Origin of the sequence: Frigoribacterium sp. VKM Ac-1396 (assembly GCF_015350895.1) — a bacterium.
Taxonomy (GTDB): Bacteria; Actinomycetota; Actinomycetes; order Actinomycetales; family Microbacteriaceae; genus Frigoribacterium.
Genome location: NZ_JADKSD010000001.1, coordinates 231669 through 238297 on the forward strand (window position 1 = coordinate 231669; position 6629 = coordinate 238297).

Annotated in this window: 8 protein-coding genes; all 8 read left to right on the forward strand. The window is 71.0% G+C overall.

Annotated elements, in window-relative coordinates; genetic code table 11:
- Positions 1 to 24 precede the first annotated feature (24 nt).
- Entirely contained in the window at positions 25 to 1191 is a 1167-nt protein-coding gene (locus tag ITJ55_RS16400) for an FtsQ-type POTRA domain-containing protein (RefSeq protein WP_370543945.1), read from the forward strand.
- A 137-nt stretch (positions 1192 to 1328) separates the two neighbouring features.
- Entirely contained in the window at positions 1329 to 2489 is a 1161-nt protein-coding gene (ftsZ, locus tag ITJ55_RS01135; RefSeq protein ID WP_194593754.1) for a cell division protein FtsZ, read from the forward strand.
- A 6-nt stretch (positions 2490 to 2495) separates the two neighbouring features.
- The gene (locus tag ITJ55_RS01140; RefSeq protein ID WP_194593755.1) at positions 2496 to 3194 is read left to right on the forward strand and encodes a YggS family pyridoxal phosphate-dependent enzyme; all 699 of its coding nucleotides are present in this window, start codon (positions 2496 to 2498) and stop codon (positions 3192 to 3194) included.
- Between the two features lie 36 nt (positions 3195 to 3230).
- Positions 3231 to 3755, forward strand: coding sequence for a cell division protein SepF (locus ITJ55_RS01145; protein WP_194593756.1), 525 nt, complete (start codon positions 3231 to 3233; stop codon positions 3753 to 3755).
- Between the two features lie 85 nt (positions 3756 to 3840).
- Complete coding sequence (locus ITJ55_RS01150) at positions 3841 to 4143, forward strand: YggT family protein (protein WP_056256080.1); 303 nt, start codon at positions 3841 to 3843, stop codon at positions 4141 to 4143.
- Positions 4144 to 4288: 145 nt separating this feature from the next.
- A complete protein-coding gene (locus ITJ55_RS01155) occupies positions 4289 to 5065 on the forward strand; it encodes a DivIVA domain-containing protein (RefSeq protein ID WP_194593757.1) in 777 nt (258 codons plus the stop codon).
- Between the two features lie 4 nt (positions 5066 to 5069).
- Positions 5070 to 5702, forward strand: coding sequence for a signal peptidase II (lspA, locus tag ITJ55_RS01160; protein ID WP_194593758.1), 633 nt, complete (start codon positions 5070 to 5072; stop codon positions 5700 to 5702).
- Complete coding sequence (locus ITJ55_RS01165; protein ID WP_194593759.1) at positions 5699 to 6622, forward strand: RluA family pseudouridine synthase; 924 nt, start codon at positions 5699 to 5701, stop codon at positions 6620 to 6622. Before lspA ends, ITJ55_RS01165 begins: the two co-directional genes overlap by 4 nt.
- Positions 6623 to 6629 lie beyond the last annotated feature (7 nt).

Here is a 6629-nt window from a genome sequence, read left to right on the forward strand (position 1 = left end):
GTCCGTGGCGTCGGGGGAGTTCCGGTGAAGCGTCCGGAGGGGTTCGACGAGCCCGACGCCCCCGAGTCCGCCGAGACCGCTTCCGGTCGCCCACCTCGGCGCGGCAGCCGTCGACGCGACGACTCGGACGCGACGGGTCCCCTGCCGATCGTCGGGGGAGCGCGACCCCAGCGTCCGTCCGGCCGAGAGCCGTCCGAGCCGTCCGAGCCGCGGTCGCCGTCGGTGCGCGATCGGTTGGCGGGCGTCGTCGGTGCCTCGTCGACCCTGCGCGATCGTCTGCCGGGCGGCACCCGCGGGGGCGCGTCCGGCCCGGACGCGCCCGTCAGCACCTCGTCGGGTGCCACCGGGGGGTCCGAGCCGCCACGCATCGTCGCCCCCGACGGCACGGCTGCCGAGGCGAAGGCCCGGGTCGTCGCAGCCCGCAAGCAGGCCCGTCGGGCCTCCAGCGAACGGAGGCGCGTCGAACGCGTCGAGGTCCGTCGCTTCACGCGTCGCAGCAGGCACCGTCGGGCGACCCTGGTCTCGCTCGCGGCCGTCGTGCTCCTGCTCGTCGCGTCCGTCGCGGTCGCCGTCTTCTCGCCGTTGCTGTCGTTGCGGACCATCCGCGTCGAAGGGACGGAACGCGTCGACGCGTCGGCGGTGCAGGCGGCGCTGGACGGCCAGCTCGGTACGCCCCTGGCCCTCATCGACTTCGACGAGGTGACCGACGAGCTGGCCGCGTTCCCGCTGATCGCCAGCTACGTGACCGAGACCGCCCCGCCGCACACGCTCGTCGTCCGCATCCAGGAGCGCCAGCCCGTGGCCACGGTCGCGGCGGGCGACGGCTTCGAGCTCGTCGACCCGGCGGGCGTCGTCGTGCAGTCGCTCGACGCCCGTCAAGAGGGCGTCCCGCTGGTCGACGTCGGGGGAGCGTCCCTCGACGGGCCCGCGTACCGCTCCGTGGCCGAGGTGCTGCTGGCGCTGCCGGTCACCCTGCGGTCCACCGTCGACACGGTGACGGCCTCGACGACCGACGACGTGACGCTGCAGCTCACCTCGGGCGAGCGCGTCGTCTGGGGCAGCGCCGAGCACTCGGTCAAGAAGGCCCAGGTGCTCGCGGGACTGATCGCGGACCAGGCCCGGCGCGACCCGGGGGCGAGCGTCGAGTACGACGTCTCCGCACCCGACAACGGGATCATCAGGACGAGATGAGAAGGTGTGTTCGCGACACGCGGTCGCCCTGGCGACAGGGCCCGCGGCGCACCCATACCTTGTGACTGCAGAACTTGCATACCATGTACAACTTTAACCTTCAACTGCAGAGTTAAGGTTCAAGCGGAGGCCCGGACGTGACAACGAACCATAACTACCTAGCCGTGATCAAGGTCGTCGGTGTCGGCGGCGGTGGCGTCAACGCCGTCAACCGCATGATCGAACTCGGGCTCCGCGGGGTGGAGTTCATCGCCATCAACACCGACGCCCAGGCGCTCCTGTTGAGCGACGCCGACGTCAAGCTCGACGTCGGTCGCGAGCTCACCCGCGGCCTCGGTGCCGGGGCCGACCCCGAGGTCGGCCGTCGTGCGGCCGAGGACCACGCCGAAGAGATCGAAGAGGCCCTCGCGGGTGCCGACATGGTCTTCGTCACGGCCGGCGAGGGCGGTGGCACGGGCACCGGTGGCGCACCGGTCGTCGCTCGCATCGCCAAGTCGATCGGGGCCCTGACCATCGGTGTCGTCACGAAGCCGTTCGGCTTCGAGGGCAAGCGCCGTCAGGCGCAGGCCGAGGCCGGCGTCGCCGCGCTGAAGGACGAGGTCGACACCCTCATCGTCGTCCCCAACGACCGCCTGCTCGAGATCAGCGAGCGTGGCATCAGCATGGTCGAGGCCTTCGGCACGGCCGACCAGGTGCTGCTCGCCGGCGTCCAGGGCATCACCGACCTCATCACCACCCCTGGTCTCATCAACCTCGACTTCGCCGACGTCAAGTCGGTCATGCAGGGGGCCGGCTCCGCCCTCATGGGCATCGGTTCGTCACGCGGTGCCGACCGGGCGATCAAGGCGGCCGAGCTGGCCGTCGCCTCCCCGCTGCTCGAGGCGAGCATCGACGGGGCACACGGCGTGCTGCTGTCGATCCAGGGCGGGTCGAACCTCGGCATCTTCGAGATCAACGACGCGGCGCGCCTGGTGCAAGAGGCGGTCCACGCCGAGGCCAACATCATCTTCGGTGCCGTCATCGACGACACCCTGGGTGACGAGGTCCGGGTCACGGTCATCGCGGCCGGCTTCGACGGCGGCGAGCCCTCGACCAAGGTGAAGGACCGCCGGTCGAGCTTCGTCGACTCCGAGGGGCCCACGGCGACGTCGGTGGCGGGTGTGTCGGCGATCGCCGACAGCGGTGCCACCCACGAGCCCGCCGCCTGGAAGCGCCCCGACGAACCCGCGACGCAGGCAGTCGACCCCGCCTTCGACGACGGTGACGACGACCTCGACGTCCCGGACTTCCTCAAGTAACCACGGGTGACCGAGACGACGATCGGCGACGGCGACCTGGGCGAACGATTCGCCCGGGTCGCCGCGGCCGTCGACGAGGCCTGCCGCTCGGCGGGCCGTTCGCCCAGCGATCTCACGACGATCGTCGTGACCAAGTTCCACCCGGCGTCGCTGGTCCGAGAGTTGTACGACCTGGGCGTCCGCGACGTCGGCGAGAACCGACACCAAGAGGCCCAGGGCAAGGCAGCCGAGTTGGACGACCTCGACGGGCTGCAGTGGCACTTCGTGGGCCAGCTCCAGTCCAAGAAGGCCCGACAGGCACGGCGCTACGCGTCTGCCGTGCACTCGCTCGACCGCGACTCCGTCGTCGACGCCCTGGCCGACGACTCCGGCGCGATCCTCGACGGGTTCGTCCAGGTCGCCCTGACCGACGATCCGGGACGCGGGGGAGTCGCCGTGGGCGACGTCGAGCGTCTCGCCGAACGGGTGCTCGCGACTCCCGGCCTGCGGCTGCGTGGCGTCATGGCCGTGGCGCCGCTCGGCGAGGAGGCGCGACCCGCCTTCGCGCGCCTCCGTGCGGTCTCCGAACGCCTGCGGGCGATTGCCCCCGGTGCCGACGCCGTCTCGGCCGGCATGTCGCACGACTTCGCCGCGGCGATCGCGGAGGGCGCGACACACCTACGGATCGGGACGGCAATCACGGGTTCTCGCCCCGAAGCTCGTTAATGTCGACCTGACGATCCACTGACTCGGAGGAACACCATGGCCAACCCGCTGCGCAAGACGATGGTCTACCTGGGCCTCGCCGACGAAGAGCTCGAGTACGACGAGCAGCCGCACGAGCGGGCCCAGCCCTCGTCGCCGCGACCGCAGGCGGCCACGCACGCTCCTGCCCCCGTCGCGCCGGTCCACGCGGCCCCCGCGGCCGCTCCCGCGCCCACGCGCGCCCCCGTGACGCCCCTGCGTCGCTCCTCGCCCCCGAAGAACACGGTGCCCCACGACATGAACGAGATCCTGACCGTCCACCCCCGCGAGTACAAGGACGCCCAGGCCATCGCCGAGAGCTTCCGCGACGGCATCCCGGTCATCATCAACCTGTCGCAGATGACCGAGGCCGACGCCCGTCGCCTCGTCGACTTCGCCAGCGGACTCTCCCAGGGTCTCTACGGCAAGATCGAGCGCGTCACCAACAAGGTGTTCCTGCTGTCACCGGCGCACATCGCGGTGAGCGGTGAGCAGGCTGAGGTGGAGTCCGACATCGAAGCGTCGTTCTTCGCCCAGTCGTGACACGTCCGTCGTCGTGGCTCCTTCGCGAGGACCTGCCCGATCGCGAGCCCACTCGCGCCGACTCGTGTGAGCTGATGACCCCCCGATGATCGTCTCCCTGATCGCCACGATCGCGTACTACCTGCTGCTGATCTTCTTCCTGCTGATGTGGGCACGGTTCGTGCTCGACCTCGCCCAGTCGTTCAGCCGCGGATGGCGGCCCAAGGGCCCGGTGCTGGTGCTCGCCGAAGTGGCGTACACCGTCACCGACCCGCCCATCCGACGGGTGCGCAAGATCCTCCCACCGGTCCGACTCGGATCGGTGGCCCTCGACTTCGGCTGGAGCATCATCATGCTGGCCGTCATCATCCTGATGAGCGTCGCGGGAAACCTGCGCGCCTTCGGCTGACGCCGCTGCCGCCGACCGACAGGGTAGGCTCACTGCAGCGCCCGAACGGCACGACCCCGGCCCGACCGGGCCTCGCTCCTCTACGGTGTAGAAGAACGACCCAGACCACGATCACACGATCCAACAGATTCACGAGGTGACGGCAATGGCTTTGACGCCGGAAGACGTAGTCAACAAGCGGTTCCAGCCGACGAAGTTCCGTGAGGGGTACGACCAAGACGAGGTCGACGACTTCCTCGACGAGGTCGTCGCCGAGCTGCGACGTCTCAACCAGGAGAACGACGAGCTGCGCCAGCGCCTCTCGTCGGGCGACGGGGCTACTGCCGTGCAGGCCGCCCCCGCGTCGGCTCCGGTGGCCAGCGCCCCGGCTCCGGCCTCGGCGCCCGTGCCGGCGTCCGCACCCGAGGCGGTCGAGCCCGAGCCCGTCGTCGAGCCCGAGCCCGTGGCGGCTCCCGCCGCCGTGGCCTCGGCCCCTGCGTACGCCGCTCCGGCGGTGTCCGACACGGACGACGAGACCACCAGCACCAACAGCCTGCTGCAGCTCGCCCGCCGCCTGCACGAAGAGCACGTCCGCGAAGGCATCGACAAGCGTGACGCGCTCATCGCCGAGGGTCACGCCACCGCCGCCCGTCTCGTGTCCGAGGGTGAGGCCAAGCAGCGCGAGGTCGTCGCCGAGGCCGAGACCAAGTCACGCGACATCGTCGGTGCCGCCGAGACGCAGCAGCGCGAGATCCTCGACCGCCTCAACACCGAGCGCTCGGGCGTCGAGCGTCGCATCGACGACCTGCGGTCGTTCGAGCGCGACTACCGCGCGAAGCTCAAGAGCTACATCGAGGGCCAGCTGCACGAGCTCGACGGCGACGGCACGGGCGAGGCCGCCCGGCCCACCCCGGCCAGCGCCCAGGGCTTCGGCTCGAACTAGGGTCTTGTCGAACGACAAGCCCACCTCGAAGGCCAGCGTCCGCGTTCTCGCGACGCTGGCCTTCGTCGCGGTCGTGGCCTACGGCCTCGACCAGGGCACCAAACTGCTGGTCACCCGCACGCTCGTCGAGGGTGGCTCCGTCGACGTGATCGGCGAGTTCTTCCAACTGCACTTCGTCAAGAACCCCGGAGCAGCCTTCTCGTTCGCGAGTGGCTCGACCTGGATCTTCTCCCTCGCGGCCGCCGCGGTCGCCGTCGCGATCGTCGTCGTCGCCCGGCGCATCCGGTCCCTCGCCTGGGCCGTCATGCTCGGCATGCTGCTCGGAGGCACCCTGGGCAACCTCACCGACCGGCTGCTGCGCGAGCCGTCGTTCGGCCAGGGGCACGTCGTCGACTTCATCTACTTCCCCTCGCTGCTGCCCGCCATCTTCAACGTGGCGGACGTCTTCATCGTGTCGAGCATGGGCTTGCTGTTGCTGCTGACCCTCCTCGGCATCGGACTCGACGGCACGCGCGCCCCGAGCGCGAAGAAGTCCCGACGCGAGGCCGCGGACGCAGCGTCGGTGACTGGCGCGACCGCCGACACCGCACCTCCTGCCGACACCGCGCCTCCTGCCGATCGCCGGAGCGCGTCGTGAGCGAGACCCGGGCGCTCCCCGTCCCCGACGGGCTCGCCGGCGAACGCGTCGACGCCGCCCTCGCGAAGCTGCTCGGCTTCAGCCGCACCTTCGCCGCCGAGGTCGCGGCCAGCGGCGGCGTGACCGTCGACGGTCGCACCGTCGGCAAGTCGGACCGGCTCGAGGCCGGTGCCTGGCTGGACGTCACGTGGTCGCCTCGCGAGGCGCCCTCCGTGGTCGCCGTCGAGGTCCCCGGCATGGCCGTCGTCCACGACGACGACGAGATCGTGGTCGTCGACAAGCCCGTCGGTGTGGCGGCCCACCCCTCGGTGGGCTGGACGGGCCCGACCGTGCTCGGTGGCCTCGCCGCGGCCGGGTTCACCGTGTCGACGTCCGGTGCCTCCGAACGCGCGGGCATCGTGCACCGGCTCGACGTGGGCACCAGCGGGCTGATGGTCGTCGCGAAGACCGAGCGGGCCTACACGCTCCTCAAGCAGGCCTTCCGCGAGCGGACCGTCGAGAAGATCTACAACGCCGTCGTCCAGGGGCACCCCGACCCCCTCACGGGCACCGTCGACGCGCCCATCGGGCGTCATCCCTCGTCCGACTGGAAGTTCGCCGTCGTCGTCGACGGCAAGCCCTCGGTCACCCACTACGAGACCGTCGAGGCGTTCCCGGCGGCGTCCCTGCTCGAGGTCCACCTCGAGACCGGTCGCACGCACCAGATCCGCGTCCACATGGCGGCCCAGCGGCATCCCTGCGTCGGCGACGCGACGTACGGTGCCGACCCGACCCTGTCGGCGACGCTCGGCCTCACGCGCCAGTGGCTGCACGCGGTCCAGCTCGGGTTCCGGCACCCCGGCACGGGCCAACCGGTCGTGTACCGGTCGACCTACCCGGCCGACCTGCAGCACGCCCTCGATGTCCTCCGTCGGAGCTAGGCTGTTC

Coding starts and splice junctions, on each gene's coding strand:
- ITJ55_RS01145 (WP_194593756.1), top strand. CDS start 3,231: ATGGCCAACCCGCTGCGCAAGACGATGGTCTACCTGGGCCTCGCCGAC.
- ITJ55_RS01150 (WP_056256080.1), top strand. CDS start 3,841: ATGATCGTCTCCCTGATCGCCACGATCGCGTACTACCTGCTGCTGATC.
- ITJ55_RS01155 (WP_194593757.1), top strand. CDS start 4,289: ATGGCTTTGACGCCGGAAGACGTAGTCAACAAGCGGTTCCAGCCGACG.